Genomic DNA, 14687 nt, shown 5'->3' on the forward strand with positions numbered 1-14687 from the left:
AGCGCGGTGGTTGAGATCGTGTCTGTCCCAAGTGCTTGGTAGGCCTTCGGCAGTGATTCAAGCGAAAGCTCTCCAAGGGTCCGCCGGCGCGTTTCAGCCCAGACAAGTATTTCATCCGACAGTAACGAACCTTCATCGACATGGACGTCGTAGTAGAAGAGCAGCGGGCGCTCGAAAATCGCTATGCGAGCACCTCCGAACCTTCCGACCAGATCCGAATGTCTTCGGAAGGAGGGAACCGCGATGCGTAAAGTGCCCAGACCAGGTCGCCGCCTTTCATGTATGTCGATCGCGGCAATCGCGCGCGGGCGGCTTGGCTCGCGAACGCGATGAGTCTCTCGAGATCGGAGACGCCGGAGTAGTCGCGCGAGTTGAAATGAGACATTGGATGACGATCTAACGCGTTCCCGCCCGGAGGCCGTTCATCAGTCGGTCGATGACCTCGCTGACTTCGCGGCGCGTCTTCGCGCGATCGCTCGCGTGCGCGATCAGCGTCGAGGCCTCGTGCACCGCACCCATCATGATGTGTGCGAGAGGCTCGACGGGCTGGCGCGGGATCTCGCCGGCCGCCATCGCGGCTTCGATCGAGGCGATCGTACCCGCCAGAAAGTAATCGTTGTCGATCTTCCGGTAGGCTTGCCATCCCAAGACTGCCGGTCCCTCGATTAACACAATGCGCTGAACTGCGGGATCGAGGCACGCGTCGAGAAAAGCCTCGGTGCCTGCCATCAGCGCCCGCCACGGATGGGTCTCTCGCGAAGCTCTTTCGCCAACGACTCCGGCCAGGCGCTCCTCCTCGGCCAGCAACACGGCTTTGAACAGGTCCTGTTTGTCCTTGAAGTGATGATAAAGCGCGCCGCGGGTGACGCGGGCACGGCGCACGACCTCTTCGGTCCCGGTCTCGGCGTAACCGTGCTCGGCGAAGAGCTTGCGCGCGACCTTGATCAGGGCTGAACGGGTAGCGGCGGCATTTTCCGCCTGGCGGCTCTTGACTGCCATACAATACGCAGGTTACATACAGACAGTATGTATCTTAACTGACTCCAGACAGGAGGCTAGCAATGAACGCTCAGGAATTCCACTCGTCCCGCCAATTCACCGAAACGCCCTGCGGCCGGATCGCCCATGTCGAGCGCGGCGAAGGCCCCGTCGCGCTTTTCGTCCACGGCTTGCCGCTGTGCGGCTTCCAGTGGCGCTACCAGATGGAGGATCTCGCGCCCATTCGCAAATGTGTCGCGCCCGACCTCATGGGTGTGGGCTACACCGAGCCGAATAAAGGCCAGGACATCTCTTTCGAATCGCAGGCCAAAATGCTCGCGGCGTTTCTCGATGCGCGCGGTATCGCCGAGGTCGATCTGGTCGGCAACGACACCGGCGGCGGCGTGAGCCAGATCTTCGCCGCGACGCATCCGCGCCGCATCCGCACGCTCACGCTGACCAATTGCGAGGTCAGCAACCTGTGGCCCAACCAGATGCTCCAGCAGTTCTACGGCGCGCTCAAATCCGGAGCTATTGGCGAGGCTTTCAAGGCGATGGCGACCAATGAAGCGCTGGCGCAGCAACAACTTGGCGGCGCGGTCTTCGAGAACCCGGCGAGCCTGACCGCCGAGATGGCGGGCGTTTACTTCGGTCCATTTGCCGAGTCCGCAGATCGTCGTGAACAGGTTCGCGGCTTCGCGGACGCGTTGAAAAATCGCGATCAGCTGGTTGCTGCCGGTTCGCGGCTCAAGGAATCGAAGTTCCCCTCGCAGGTTATCTGGGGCGACGCTGATACCGCGTTCGATACGCCGGGATCGCTCGAATGGCTGCGCGGCAATATTGGCGGCATGCGCCGCGTGATCACGGTGCCGGGCGCGAAGCTCTTCTGGCCGGAGGAGCATCCCCGGGTGCTCAGCACGCTGCTCAAGGATTTCTGGAACGCGAACTGAAAAGAGAAAGATCACCACAAAGGCACGAAGGAGCACGAAGAAAAAACGTTTCAGGAATTTTCTTTGTGACCCTTGTGCCTTTGTGGTGAATGACTTCGTATTGGTTTGCACGGCCGCCGGTAGTAAGCCCGCATTCGTTCTGACAAGATGTCTCCCCATCCAGATTGAGGCGACAAGAGTGAGCGATTTCGCAGTGGACGAACGCATCCGGCGCGTTCAGGAATCCATCGACAAAATTTATTCCAGCGGCAACGCACTGGGCGAGGACGGTCAGCTCTACAGCGTCCTGCCGACCAGCGTCACGCCCTCGCGCTCGCGCTTTATCAGCAAGATGTGTCTCAGCGAGGGTGCGAAGACCTGCGTCGAAACCGGGATGGCGTGGGGACTCTCGACGCTCACGATCGTCGCGGCGCTGATCCGCAACGGTGCGGAACCGCGTGCGCACGTGGTGATGGATCCGTGGCAGTTCTCTCACTTTCACAACGCCGGAGTGCGCGTTGTCAAAGATGCAGGCGAGGGCGCGATGATCGAGTTCCACGAGCAGCCCTCCGAGCTCGTGCTGCCGCGGCTCCTCGCCGAGGGCCGGACCTTCGACTTTGCATATATCGACGCCGACCATGAATTCCAGGCCGCATTCGTCGAGTTCTTTTATTGCGATCGGCTGTTGAAGCCCGGCGGTCTGCTCGTGATCGACGATTACGACGTCCACGGCGTGCGCCTGACTTGCGAGTTCGCCGAGCTCTATCATGGCTATCAGCTGCTGGGTGAGGACTTCGAGGGCGTTCGCCCGCATAAGGAACGGAGCTGGTTCGGCCTCGGCAAGCCGGTGCCGTCGCTGCCGTGGATTCGCGCCTATCGCAAGCCGATGGAATCGCTCGACCGCGAGACCTTCAAGCTGATGCCGATGTTCATGAACTCGCCGCAGTATCGGCGCTATGCGTCGAATCGGCTCCGGCGCCAAGGCTTGAGCGCGCTCGCTGGCGGTGATCAGGCGGCGGCGCGGCGCATGTTGCGCGACGCGATGCGTGCGGAGCCCGATCATCTGAAACCGTATCTCGCCTACCTGCGCAGTTTTCTGCCGCGCAAGCTCGCTGACGCGCTGAGCAGTCAGAAAAATCGCAGTCCAGCAGCATGAGCGACATGCGATGGCGCCCCAGATTTACGAGAAGTCCGAACGGCTCGGCCCCGTTAGCCATGAGCAACTGAGTCGCGCCTTCGCGCGACTCGATCTCGGCGCGGTGCGCGCGGTGGCGCCCGTACCATACGGCCTCTTCGGCCAGAACATCTTCGTCACGACCGATGCCGGCGAATTCGTTTTCAGGGGTGCGCCTCTTGTTCCATGGCAATTCCCGACCGAGCGTTTCTTCACCAAGCTGCTCCATGAGCGCACGAGCGTTCCCGTTCCATGGCCATACTCGATTGACGCTTCGTGCGATATTTTTCAGTGGGCCTTCGTGATCATGCCGCGGATGCCGGGATTGCAGGTCACCGATCGCGAACTGCGGCGGGACCTCGCGCCTGCCGACCTGATCGCAATTGCACGGGCGATGGCGCAGAACCTCGTCGCGATGCAATCGCTCACGATGCCTCATTGCTCGCGCTACGATCCTGATCGCGACCTCGTGCGGCCGGTGCCGATCAGCGATCACGCCGCGTGGCCTTTCAACAATGGCTACGGCGAGGTCGCCGATTCACCGACACATCGCGAGCTCGTCATCGCGCGGGTCAGATGTATCCTCGATCGGGCGCGCGGCGCGAACGATCGTACGACTACAGCGGATGTTGAATGGGTCGAATCGCTAATCGACAACGCCGATGCGGCGCTCGTGGAGCCATTCGCGCCGTGCTTCACCATGGAGGACTACAAGGAGGGCAACGCGGTCCTGAGCCGCACGCCCTCGGGATGGAAGGTGACAGGTCTCTTCGACTTCATGGGATGCTATTTCGGAGACGGCGAGACCGATCTCGCGAGAGTCAGCGCTGAGTACTTCGACGAAGACCCGCGCCTCGCCCGCGAATTCCTCACGACATATCTGCGCCTGAAACCGGCGCGGCCAGGATTCGCCGCCCGCTTCCCGCTCTACATGCTGCTCGATCGCCTGATCATCTGGGACCACCTGCAAAGAAACGAAGCAGCCACGGCGGCGAATCTAGGCACCCTCCGCAACTGGGCCGAGTTCTACACACTAATCGCGAATCGCCTCGGCATAAGCGGCTAACGGGCACCCGGAAAAAGATCACCACAAAGGCACGAAGCGCAGTAAGAAAAACCTTTTTATTTTGTGCCCTTTGCGGCTTCGTGGTGATCTTTCTGCTCTTAATCTTTTCGCGTAAATGACGGGCCCGAGAAGCCAGCGTTCTCCATATTCCGCAGCCGGAAGCGCTGGTTGCCGGTCGCCATGCCGCCGTCTACCACCATCGCGGTGCCGGTGATCCACTCCGCCTCGTCGCTGGCGAGAAACAGCGCCATGTTGGCGATGTCGTCGGGACGGCCGGCGCGCGGAATCGGTTGCATGCGGGCCATGCTCTTCTCCGCTCCTTCCTGACCTCCGGGCATACCCTTGTAAACCAGCGGTGTATTGACGCCGCCCGGGCAGATGCAGTTGACGCGGATCCTGTCGTGACCGACTTCGATCGCGACCGCCTGCGTCAGGTTGATCACCGCCGCCTTGGCTGCGCTGTAGGTCGAGAGATATCCGGCGGGAGTCAGGCCTGCGACCGACGAGGTCGAGATAATCGAGCCGCCGCCGGCCTTGCGCATCTCGGGAATCGAATACTTCATGCCGAGGAACACGCCGCGCAGCAAGATGCCGATGGTGCGATCGAAGTCTTCCGCCGTGACTTTTTCGATCGGTCCCGTCGCGCCGCCGACGCCAGCGTTATTGAACGTGATATCGAGCCGGCCAAATTCCTTCACCGCGCGCTCGATCGCGGCCTTGATGTCGGCCTCGCTCGAAACGTCGGTGCGCTGGAAGACCGCCTTGCCGCCCGCCGCCGCGCATTCTGCTACTGCAGTCTCGCCGCCCTGGCTATTCAGATCGGTCAGCACGACCGCGGCGCCTTCTTTGGCGAATCGAATCGCGGTTGCGCGCCCCATGCCGCTCGCCGCGCCGGTAATCACTGCCACTTTGCCGTCAAGTTTGCCCATGATGGTGCACCTCGCTTGTATCGCCTTAGTAGCAGGATGAACCCTGAAACTGGTAGCGATCGCAGTCTCGCGGTCCACGTCCTGATATAGTCGACGCTCGAATAATGTCCTCAGAAGAAGAGAAGGCGCCCCCGAATCCGAGCGAACGAATCGGCAAGCGCTACGCCTCGCTCGTCGAATATCCCGACGCTCCTGCCGCGCAGCCGGCGAGAGCGGAAGGCCAGGCTGTATCCGCGGAGCTCGACGATTCGGAGATCGAACGCAAGCTCGGTCTTTCGTCGCCCGAGCCGGGCGTGTACCTGCTGCGCGACCGCGCGGGCAAGGTGCTCTATGTCGGCAAGGCCAAGTCGCTGCGCTCGCGCGTGCGCGCATACTTTCGCAGCGACGATGGCGACGGCCGCTTCCAGATGCGTTTCCTGATGAGGAAGGTGCGCGACTTCGACACCATCGTCACCACGAGTGAGAAAGAGGCGCTCATCCTCGAAAACAATCTGATCAAGCAATACAAGCCGCGCTACAACATCCGGCTTAAAGACGACAAGTCGTATCTCAGCGCGAAGATTACGAATCACGCATGGCCGCGAATCACGGTCACGCGCAAGATCGTCAAGGACGGCGGCCGCTATTTCGGCCCGTTCGGATCGGCTGACGGGCTGCGCGAGACGATCGACGTAATCCGCAAGGTCTTTCCGCTCCGCACCTGCAATGACGCGGTGTTTCGTAATCGCTCGCGCCCGTGCCTCGAGTATCAGATCAAGCGATGCCTCGGGCCATGCTGTCTGCCCGTCGATCGCGCCGAGTATGACAAGCAGTTACACGCGGCCGAGATGCTCTTGCAGGGAAAAAACCTCGAGCTGTTGCGTGAGATGCGCGACCAGATGAAGGGTTTCGCCGAGCGGCTCGAATTCGAGGAAGCGGCCCGAGTGCGCGATCGCGTGCGCGCGATCGAGAAGACCGTTGAGAAGCAGACCGTGCTGCATCACTGGGGAATCGACCAGGATGTCTTCGGGCTGTATCGCGAGGGCGGGTATATCGAGGCGATCGTGCTCATCGTGCGCGGCGGCAAACTCACCAGCACGCAAGGATGGAGTTTCCAGGACCTCGAGTTCGCCGATGAAGACGTGCTCGCCGATCTGCTCACGCAATATTATTCGGGCGCGCGCAATATCCCTGACGAGGTCGTGCTGCCGGTTGTACTCGAAGACTTCGACGCGCGCGCCGAGCTGCTCACCGATAAGCGCGGCAAAAAAGTCGAGTTTCTCGTGCCGCAGCGCGGCGAGAAGCTGCGCCTGCTCGAGATGGCGCAGGACAATGCGCGCCAGAGCTTCGCCTCGCGCCGCGACAACGAGCAGACGCGCGAGAAGATGCTCGACGAGCTGCGCACCAAGCTTCATCTGCGCAACACCCCCAAGCGCATCGAATGCTACGACATTTCCAATCTGCAGGGCTCGATGGTCGTCGCGTCGCAGGTCACGTTCGACGAAGGCGAGCCGCGCAAAGATCTCTATCGCCGCTACCGGATCCGCAGCTTCGAGGGCCAGGACGATTTCGCCAGCATGTACGAGGTGCTCAAGCGCCGCGTCGAGCGCGCGATGCGTGAGAACCTCTATCCCGACCTGTGGGTGATTGACGGCGGCAAGGGGCAGCTCAATGTCGCGCTCCAGGTGCTGCGCGAATCGAACCTGCTCGAGCAAATTGACTGCGTGTCACTCGCCAAGCAGCACGTGCTTAATTACCGGCATGAGAAGGAAGTTGCCAAGTCTGACGAGCGGGTCTTCCTGCCGAATCGCAAGGACCCGATCGTGCTGCCGAAGAACTCGACGGCGCTCTTCCTGCTCGTCCGCGTGCGCGACGAGGCGCATCGGTTTGCGATCACCTACAACCGCGAGTTGCGCCGCCGCGCGCGCCTGCGATCTGTCATCGACGATATCGAGGGGATCGGCCCGGTGCGGCGACGCGCGCTGCTGCGGCATTTCGGGAGCCTCAAGCGAATTCGCGAGGCGACCACCGACGAGATCGCCGCGGTGAAGGGCGTCAATGCCGATCTCGCGGCACTGATTCGACGGCATCTCGACGAAATGTCGGCGCTGCTCGACAGCGAGGAGCGCGCCGAAGAAACCCTCACCGCCGCCGATGACGCACCGGTCGCGGTGGTCGAACCTCCCGCCGAAGCGGCTGCCGAAGAAAAGGCCGATCCCGAGCCACCTCCGCAGAACTAGCCATATAAAAGACGCGGTGATATGCGTCTATTGATAGCTTTGGTAGGCAAAGGGGAGCTATACCATCGCCGCCGCGCCTCATCCTGCCCGTCTTGGGCATCCCGCAACGGACCGGAAACCCGCCTTTCAGGGGTTGGGGCGGGCTCCGGTCCGCGCCCGCACGACGCCGGGAAAAATCCGAATCGCACCAATCTATGCGGTCGCGATTGCGATCGTCGCGGGCGACGCCGCCGGTAATTTTCACCTCTATGCGCCGCTCTGGACGAGTGTCGCGCTCGCGTTCGCGATGCTCGTCGCGATGCTCGCGCGGCGGCCGCGCCTCGGGCTTGCGGCGGCATGCCTTGCGATCGCGTGCGCGGCGTCGGTCGCGGTTGAGGGCGTCCTTGCACCGGGCGTCGTTCCAGGCGCAATTCGCGATTTTCCCGACCATGCCGAAGTCACAATTGAAGGCCGCGTCGTGCGCGAGCCTGAGGATATGCCCGGCCGCGAGCGGCTCTACGTCGAGGTCGAGCGGGCGGGCCTCGCGCGACAGGATCTGGAGCCATCGTCGGGGACGGTACGTATCGCCGAGTTCGACCCTGCCGCGTTCGAGATCGGCGACGAGATTCGGCTGACAGCGCGGCTGCGCTTTCCGCGCAACTTCGGCGACCCGGGAGAGTTCGACTACGAAGGATTCATGGCGCGTTCGGGCGTCGACGCTACGATGACCGCGGCGCGCACGGCGCTCGGCACGCCAGCCTTCGAGATTCTCAGCCATCATCGGTCATTTCCGGGTTCGCGGATCGAATCGATAAGGCGGCAAATCGGCGTGTTCATTGATCGCAACCTTGAACAACCCGAGGCGGCCGAGATGCGCGCACTGGTGATCGGTGACCGCGGCGGAATCACCGAAGGCCTGCGCCAGAAATTCGCGCATACCGGGATGGCGCATCTGCTGGTGATCTCGGGATTGCATCTCAGCATGGTCGCCGCCGTCGCGTTCGCGATCGGCCGCCTCGGCCTGATGATGGTCGCGCCAGGCCTCGCGAGCCGCGGCTATGCCAACAAGGCCGCCGCGATTGGCGCCGCGCTCGCCGTGACCGCATATGCGACGATCGCGGGGCATCACGTCTCGACGACGCGCGCGCTGGTGATGGTGCTGGCGTACATGCTGGCGATCGTAATCGATCGCGCGCGCGAGGCGATCGCGAGCCTGGCGCTGGCCGCGATCGTGATTTGCTTCGCGATACCCGGTTCCTCGGCCGACATCGGCTTCCAGCTCTCGTTCGCGTCGGTGATCGCGATCCTGCTCGGCATGCAGCGCTTCGTCGCATGGACTGAAACGCGCAAGAGGCTCGGACGTCTGCCTGGCGAAAAGCCCGCGCGCGGATGGTGGTGGATCGAGATCATTGGCGGCTACCTGGCCGTGTCGTTCTGGGCGATGCTCGCGACCGCGCCGCTGACCGCCTATAGCTTCAACCAGGTTTCATTTATTGGCATCGCCGCCAACGCCATCGTCGTCCCGATCATGGGATTCTTCGCGACGATTGCGGGCCTCTTCGCCGCGGCGCTGAGCTTTATCTGCGAGCCGGCGGCGCAAATCATTCTGCATCTGGGTGGCTACGCGCTCGCGATCAGCAACGCTCTTGCGCAATGGTTCGCGAATCTGCCGGGTGCCTGGATGCCGATCTTCACGCCGACGATTCTTGAAGTCGCGCTCGCGTATTCCGTCCTTCTCGCATGGCTGCTGGCGCCACGCGCGGCGCAACCGGCGCGGAATCTTCGATCGCGAAAGATGGCGATTGCTCACATCGGTATCGCGATTGTTCTTGCCATTGCGGTCATCGCTGACGCGGCGTGGTGGATCAATGACCGTTATTTCTCACGCGATTTGCGCGTGACGTTTCTAGCGGTAGGCGAGGGCGACTCGGCCGTCGTGCGCTTTCCCGGCTCGCGCGTGATGTTAATCGACGCGGGCGGCGCGTACCCGGGCTTCGATGCGGGCGAGCGGTTGATCGCGCGCTACCTGTGGTCGCTCAAGATAATGACCGTCGACTACATGGCGCTGAGCCATCCCGATCAGGATCACTTTGGCGGCTTCGGCTATGTCGCGGCAAATTTCCATCCGGGCGAATTCTGGACGTCGGCTTCCGGCAGCGACGATCGCAGTTACGCGCAACTTCTTGACGAGCTGCACGCGCTCCACGTGCCAACCAAGGTGATCAAAGCCGACACGCCGAACGAGCCGATCGGCGGCGTCTGGATCGAGTCGCTCGGGCGCACGGCCGATAGCGACGATCCTTCGCACAACAACGCCTCGATGGTCTTGCGGCTGAGTCTCGGCGATAACTCGTTCCTGTTCACCGGCGATATCGAGGCGCCCGCCGAGCGCGCGATCATGCAGGAGCACAGCGACCTACGCGCGACGGTCCTCAAAGTGCCGCATCATGGCTCCTCGACATCGTCATCGCAGGCGTTTATCGAGGCGGTCGCGCCGCAATTCGCTGTGATCTCGACCGGCTACATGAACCGCTTCCATTTCCCGGCCCCGGCGGTGATCGATCGCTACGAGATGTTCGGCTCGACCGTGATGCGCACCGACCTCGACGGCGCCGTGATGGCCGACGCCTCGGCGAATCGGCTCGCGATCTCGACCTCGTGGGGCGAGCCGATGGTCACGCCGCACACCGACATCCTGCGCCCCGCCCATCGCGCGCCGGGGTCGATGGAGGAGTTCATCCTGACGAGTTTCGGTGGCTCGTATTGAGTGTTGGCCATTTGGCGAAGCGAGAGAAAACCCTTTCTGGGGGAACATATGAACATTCTGAAGAATCCGCAGACGGATTCGATACGACTATTGGATGCTCGTCGGCTTCGGCGCGAGATGACGTACGCGGAGTGAGGCCCTGGGCTGCAGCCGCACATCGGGAGAGGCCGACGCGGGGTTCACCCGGTGAACCTCGCGGCGGGTGAAGGCGCCCCTACAGCGAACGTTGGTGGGCTCTTCGCCCTCACCCACGGACCGATTCATCGGTCCGTGGCCTCTCCCGGTGTGGCGGCTTGCGCCTTCGGCTCCACCCGCGCGGGAGATGCTATTGATGGATCGTCAGACTAGTTCATCCTGACAGGCGTTAGGGTTGACGGGTTTTAGACGCTGTGGGAAACTCCGCAACGTAAATCCGGAAAGACAACGCCGCCGTCAGGCGGCGTTAGCCGTTTCGACCCATCATCGCGCGGAGGAAGTGTAATGGCTGAACAAGCCCAGGCTGCTACCGATACGGGACCTCGTCCGATTGTCCCGTTCTTGAAACTTGATCCCAAGCCCCATCTGGTTGCGCTCAAATGCTCGAATTGCGGATCGTATTTTCTCGATCCCAAGCGCGTCGCATGCTCAAAGTGCGGCTCGACCAGGGAAAAGCTCGGCGAAGTATCGCTGTCCGACAAGGGCAAGGTTTACGTTTTCTCCGTCGTGCATCAGTCCTATCCCGGCATCAAAACCCCCTTCGTTACTGCTATAGTGGATCTACCCGAAGGCGTGAGCGTGCGCGCCAATCTGGTGGATGTCGATGCTGAAGCGGTTCAGAAGGAACCCAAGAAGTATTTCGATCTCCCGGTTGAGATGGTGACGCATGTGACCTCCAAGGATCGCGAAGGTCACGACGTTATCGCGTTCGCATACAAGCCAAGTAAGAACTGAGGCGCCGCACTGACACGCGCCCCTGAATTTACGACGGACCCCGCTTAGCGCCGGGCCGCCAGGAGGATTCAAATGAGAAACGTTTATGTTCTCGGCACCGGGATGATCAAGTTCGGCCGCTATCCGGAGAAGACCGTTCCCGAGCTCGGCGGCGAAGCAGCACTAATCGCGATGAAGGATGCCGGCGTCTCGATCAAAGACGTCGAGATGTTCGCCTGCGGCAACCTCTACCAGTCCAATGCGATGGTCGGTCAGCGTATCCTGCAGCAGATCGGCCAGACTGGCATTCCCGTTATCAATGTGTCGAATGCGTGCGCGACCGGCTCGACCGCGTTCCGCGAGGCATATCTCGCTGTTGCGTCGGGGATGTACGACGTGTCGATGGCGGTCGGCGTTGAGCAGATGGGCAAGCAGGGTCTGCTCGGCGGCGCCGGTGGCGGCGATCCCGCATACAGCACGGAAGGACGCGTCGGCTCAGGCATCATGCCCGCGGTGTTCGGCCAGGCCGGTATCGAGCATATGCGCAAGTACGGCACGACTCCTGAGCACTTCGGCAAGATCTCGGTGAAGTCGCACAAGCATGCGACGAAGAACCCTTTCTCGCAGTATCGCAACGAAGTGACGCTCGAAGACGTGATGAACGCCCGCATGGTCGCGTTCCCCAACACTCTCTATATGTGTTGCCCGACTGGAGACGGCGCTGCCGCTGCGATCCTCGTTTCCGAGGATAAGCTGAAGCAGCTCGCCGGTGGCCGCAAGCGCGCCAAGGTCGCGGCCTCGATCCTCACTTCCGATCCGTACACCGATCGCGACCTCACGCTGCCCGACGTCAGCACTCTGACCCGCCGCGCCTCCAAGCAGGCCTACGAGAAGGCGGGCCTCGGACCCAAGGACATCGCGCTGACGGAGCTGCACGACTGCTTTGCGACCGCGGAGCTCGTGCACTACGAGAACCTCGGCCTCTGCGGCGATGGCGAGGCTGGCGCGTTTATCGACAAGAAGGGCGGATGTCATCCCGATCTCGGCGGCTTCTCTCCCGTCAACGTATCGGGCGGATTGCTCTCCAAGGGCCATCCTCTCGGCGCGACCGGCGTTGCGAATATCTGCGAAGTTGTGTGGCACCTCACCCAGGATGAGCGCGCGAAGGACCGTCAGGTCCCCAACGCGAAGGCCGGCCAGGCTCACGTTATCGGCCTCGGCTCCGCCTGCACCATCCATATCCTGACGGTGTAATTTCAAGGCCTTTAACGGCACAGAAAAGGGCCGCCCGAAAGGCGGCCCTTTTTCTTATCCCGGCGGACAAATAGATTTGATCATTCGATGACTGAGGCTTCGACATCTGAGCGGCTCGGCTATTCGAAGGACGCGCGCGTGCTGATCGTCAATGCCGACGACTTCGGCATGTGTCACGACGCGAATCAGGCCACGATCGAAGGGTTGACGCACGGGCTGTTCACCTCGTCATCGATTCTGGTGACGTGCCCATGGTTCGAAGAGGCGGCCGATTTCGCGCGCAGCCATCCCGATGCCGACCTCGGAGTGCATCTGACGCTGAACAGCGAATGGTCCCGCTACAAATGGGGCCCCGTGCTCGGCGCGCGTGCGGTGCCTTCGCTCATCGATGAAGGCGGCTATCTTTGGCCCGATGTGCCGAAAGTCTTCGAGCGTGACCATCTCGATGAAGCCGAGCGCGAGCTCCGCGCGCAGATCGAGAAGGCTCTCCTTGCCGGTATCGACGTGACACACCTCGACTCGCACATGGGACCGTTGCATTTTCGCGCCGACTACCACGAACTCTACCTGCGACTCGCGCGCGACTATCGATTGCCGATCCGGCTCGCGGGGCGAAGCCGGCTCGAGACTATGGGATTTCATTCGATCGTCGAACAGATCGAGCGCGACGGAATTGTGCACCCCGATCACCTTTTCTTCGAGGGGCCGAGTTCACCTGAAGATACGAGCAAGTATTGGACGAGCCTGATTCGCAGCCTTCGTCCCGGTGCGACCGAAATCCTTTGTCATCCCGCATACGCGCGCGAAGAACTGCGCGCGTGCGCCCACGACCCCGAGCAGCGCGAAGCTGACTTTCGGTTCTTCACCAGCGATGGCGCCAGGCGGCTTGTCGGCGACGAAGGCATCGAATTGATCGGCTACCGCCCGCTTCGAGACCTAATGCGCGGCGCTTCTTCAAATCCCTCTCCCGTTAAGTCACGGGAGCGGGTGCCTGGCGCGCAAAGCGCGTCAGGCAGGTGAGGGTTCTGAATGTTGAGACGCAACGAATGCTGACCAGGAACTTCGGGACTTCAATGTTCGTGACCCCGCGTGCGATCCAGCACCCTCACCTGCGTCGCGCGCTTGGCGCGCGACGCCTCCTCTCCCGTGAAATAACGGGAGAGGGATTCAGTGTGGCCTCCGAAGCGAGGCTGTCGTGGAACTGACGCGACTCAGAGGATTCCAGGACAATCTCGGCGCGACCTCGCGCGCGATGATGATGGCCGAGGACGCCGCGCGTGCCCTGATGGGCCGCTATGGCTTCGGCGAGATTCGCATTCCGGCGCTGGAGCGAATCCAGCTCTACCAGCGCTCGACTGGTGAAACTTCCGACATCGTCGAGAAGCAGATGTACACCTTCCACGATCGCGATGAGGCCGAGACCGTCGTGGCGATTCGTCCTGAAGGAACTCCCGGCGTGGTCCGCGCCTACGTCGAGGCGGGGCTTGATCGCAGCGATCCCGAGCAGCGCTTTTTCTACTCCGGTCCGATGTTCCGGCGTGAGCGTCCACAGAAGGGCCGCTATCGTCAGTTCTACCAGTTCGGCGTCGAGGTCTTCGGCCGTGCCGATGCCGCCTGCGATGCCGAGTTGCTCATCATGGTGGATGATTACCGCCGCGCGCTCGGATTGAACGTGCGGATGGAGATCAATTCCATCGGCGACCTCGTGTGCCGTCCCGCCTTTCGCGAGGCGCTTGTAAAGTGGGGCCGCGAGCATTGGAACGAACTCTGTGAGGATTGTCACAACCGAATCGATCGCAATCCGCTGCGCCTGCTCGACTGCAAGATCGACGCGAAGCTCGCGGAGACGGCGCCCAACAGCCTCGACTATTTATGCGACGATTGTCGCAAGCATTTCGCAACCGTGCGGGAGATCCTGAGCGGCGCCGGCATCGAACATCACGTGAATCCGCGCCTCGTGCGTGGACTCGACTACTACACGCGCACCGCGTTCGAGGTGATGGCCGAGGGCCTCGGCTCGCAGAGCACTATTCTCGCGGGTGGGCGCTACGATGGCCTTATCGAAACGATGGGCGGCGCTGCGGTGCCTGGAATCGGCTTCGCAATCGGCCTCGAGCGCGTCGCGATCGCGCTGCAAGCCGCGGGCGTCGTGAGCGATGGCAAGGCGGACGCCGCGGTAATCGCGATGGGCGAGCAGGCGGTGCTGAGAGCCTCAATTCTCGTGCGCGAGCTTCGTGCGGCTGGTCTTTCGACCGAATTGCTCTCGCCGGATCGCAAGCTCAAAGCTCTTCTCGGCCGCGCCAACAAAATCGGCGCACGATTTGCCGTGATAATCGGCGAAAACGAGCTTGCGCGCGGCGTGGTCCAACTTCGCGATCTTGCTCAAAGCGCGCAACGTGAAGTTGCCTTGACCGACCTCGCGGGCGCAATCGCGGAGGCGAAGAACTGACTATTTCTTACGCGTCGAGGCACAGGTATCCTTC

Annotated in this window: 11 protein-coding genes; 9 read left to right on the forward strand and 2 right to left on the reverse strand. The window is 62.0% G+C overall.

Features of this window, described 5'->3' with window-relative positions; translation table 11 throughout:
• Positions 1-396 precede the first annotated feature (396 nt).
• A complete protein-coding gene (locus VMA09_17585) occupies positions 397-999 on the reverse strand; it encodes a helix-turn-helix domain-containing protein (GenBank protein ID HUA35426.1) in 603 nt (200 codons plus the stop codon).
• 62 nt (positions 1000-1061) lie between these two features.
• Between VMA09_17585 and VMA09_17590 the strand changes: the two genes are divergently transcribed.
• The 3 genes from VMA09_17590 (at position 1062) to VMA09_17600 (ending at position 4147) form a co-directional block, all read left to right on the forward strand.
• Complete coding sequence (locus tag VMA09_17590; protein ID HUA35427.1) at positions 1062-1928, forward strand: alpha/beta hydrolase; 867 nt, start codon at positions 1062-1064, stop codon at positions 1926-1928.
• Positions 1929-2106: 178 nt separating this feature from the next.
• Positions 2107-3063 (forward strand): class I SAM-dependent methyltransferase, encoded by a 957-nt coding sequence (locus VMA09_17595; protein ID HUA35428.1) that lies wholly within the window; start codon positions 2107-2109, stop codon positions 3061-3063.
• A 10-nt stretch (positions 3064-3073) separates the two neighbouring features.
• A complete protein-coding gene (locus tag VMA09_17600) occupies positions 3074-4147 on the forward strand; it encodes an aminoglycoside phosphotransferase family protein (protein HUA35429.1) in 1074 nt (357 codons plus the stop codon).
• Between the two features lie 98 nt (positions 4148-4245).
• Here VMA09_17600 and VMA09_17605 read toward each other — a convergent pair whose 3' ends face one another.
• Positions 4246-5076 (reverse strand): SDR family oxidoreductase, encoded by an 831-nt coding sequence (locus VMA09_17605; GenBank protein HUA35430.1) that lies wholly within the window; start codon positions 5074-5076, stop codon positions 4246-4248.
• A 104-nt stretch (positions 5077-5180) separates the two neighbouring features.
• Between VMA09_17605 and uvrC the strand changes: the two genes are divergently transcribed.
• From uvrC to hisS, 6 genes are all read left to right on the forward strand, one after another.
• On the forward strand, positions 5181-7295 hold the full coding sequence (gene uvrC, locus VMA09_17610) for an excinuclease ABC subunit UvrC (GenBank protein ID HUA35431.1): 2115 nt from the start codon (positions 5181-5183) through the stop codon (positions 7293-7295).
• Positions 7296-7428: 133 nt separating this feature from the next.
• Positions 7429-10041 carry a DNA internalization-related competence protein ComEC/Rec2 gene (locus tag VMA09_17615; protein HUA35432.1) on the forward strand — a complete coding sequence of 871 codons (2613 nt, stop codon included), beginning with the start codon at positions 7429-7431 and terminating at the stop codon, positions 10039-10041.
• 480 nt (positions 10042-10521) lie between these two features.
• A complete protein-coding gene (locus tag VMA09_17620) occupies positions 10522-10971 on the forward strand; it encodes an OB-fold domain-containing protein (GenBank protein ID HUA35433.1) in 450 nt (149 codons plus the stop codon).
• A 72-nt stretch (positions 10972-11043) separates the two neighbouring features.
• The gene (locus VMA09_17625; protein ID HUA35434.1) at positions 11044-12204 is read left to right on the forward strand and encodes a thiolase family protein; all 1161 of its coding nucleotides are present in this window, start codon (positions 11044-11046) and stop codon (positions 12202-12204) included.
• Positions 12205-12291: 87 nt separating this feature from the next.
• The gene (locus VMA09_17630; GenBank protein ID HUA35435.1) at positions 12292-13224 is read left to right on the forward strand and encodes a polysaccharide deacetylase family protein; all 933 of its coding nucleotides are present in this window, start codon (positions 12292-12294) and stop codon (positions 13222-13224) included.
• 175 nt (positions 13225-13399) lie between these two features.
• Entirely contained in the window at positions 13400-14653 is a 1254-nt protein-coding gene (hisS, locus tag VMA09_17635; GenBank protein ID HUA35436.1) for a histidine--tRNA ligase, read from the forward strand.
• Positions 14654-14687 lie beyond the last annotated feature (34 nt).

The sequence above is a fragment of the Candidatus Binataceae bacterium genome, assembly GCA_035508495.1.
Lineage (GTDB): Bacteria > Desulfobacterota > Binatia > Binatales > Binataceae > JASHPB01.

Coding starts and splice junctions, on each gene's coding strand:
- VMA09_17585 (HUA35426.1), bottom strand. CDS start 999: ATGGCAGTCAAGAGCCGCCAGGCGGAAAATGCCGCCGCTACCCGTTCA.
- VMA09_17590 (HUA35427.1), top strand. CDS start 1,062: ATGAACGCTCAGGAATTCCACTCGTCCCGCCAATTCACCGAAACGCCC.
- VMA09_17600 (HUA35429.1), top strand. CDS start 3,074: ATGGCGCCCCAGATTTACGAGAAGTCCGAACGGCTCGGCCCCGTTAGC.
- VMA09_17605 (HUA35430.1), bottom strand. CDS start 5,076: ATGGGCAAACTTGACGGCAAAGTGGCAGTGATTACCGGCGCGGCGAGC.
- uvrC (HUA35431.1), top strand. CDS start 5,181: ATGTCCTCAGAAGAAGAGAAGGCGCCCCCGAATCCGAGCGAACGAATC.
- VMA09_17620 (HUA35433.1), top strand. CDS start 10,522: ATGGCTGAACAAGCCCAGGCTGCTACCGATACGGGACCTCGTCCGATT.
- VMA09_17625 (HUA35434.1), top strand. CDS start 11,044: ATGAGAAACGTTTATGTTCTCGGCACCGGGATGATCAAGTTCGGCCGC.
- VMA09_17630 (HUA35435.1), top strand. CDS start 12,292: ATGACTGAGGCTTCGACATCTGAGCGGCTCGGCTATTCGAAGGACGCG.